Source organism: Acetanaerobacterium sp. MSJ-12 (genome assembly GCF_018917875.1).
GTDB classification, from domain to species: domain Bacteria; phylum Bacillota; class Clostridia; order Oscillospirales; family Ruminococcaceae; genus Bittarella; species Bittarella massiliensis.
The window spans coordinates 1-537 of sequence record NZ_JAHLPK010000024.1 but is presented as its reverse complement, the minus strand read 5'-3'; the positions used below and the strand labels follow the sequence as shown (position 1 = coordinate 537).

1 pseudogene is annotated in these 537 nt (G+C 57.4%); it reads right to left on the bottom strand.

Annotated elements, in window-relative coordinates:
• A pseudogene (psaD, locus tag KQI11_RS13570) lies at nt 1-518 on the bottom strand (photosystem I reaction center subunit II); the annotation flags it as partial.
• Nucleotides 519-537 lie beyond the last annotated feature (19 nt).

Genomic DNA, 537 nt, shown 5'->3' with positions numbered 1-537 from the left:
TAAACCCCATCTTTAGGATGAAGATACTGAACCTCACCGTTAGGGAACACCCTGTCGAACTGGTAGTTAATCTTTTACTTGGACCTAAGCCTCGTCCCCAAGGCCAAGCACTGCTCTTTCCTCGCCAGCTTCAGCAAGTTCGGACCTTCCCTCATGATCGCCGCGCCTCCCGTCGGCATCTCAAAGATCTGCTCCTTCGGCGAGTTCCACGTGATGACGTAGAACTCCTCCACCTGGGCCTTGCGGAGAAGACCACCCGTGCTTCCCGCGAAGATCGGAGACGGCGTGTTCGGGTCCAGCTGCGGCGGCGTGAATCCCACCGGAGCTTCTTCTTTCACGGCGGCGGCCGGGGCGGCGGCGGCGGCGGCGGAGTCTGTTTTCTCGGCGCGGATTGCGGTTTTGGGGAAGGAGAGGGATCTTGGACGGTGGGTTGTTGTGAAAAGGTGGAGTTTTTTTACGCCGGAGGTAGCGGCGGTTGTTACGGCGGAGCTAAAGAGACCCGAGGCTTGAGCTGCCATGGTTTTTTTTTTTTTTTAT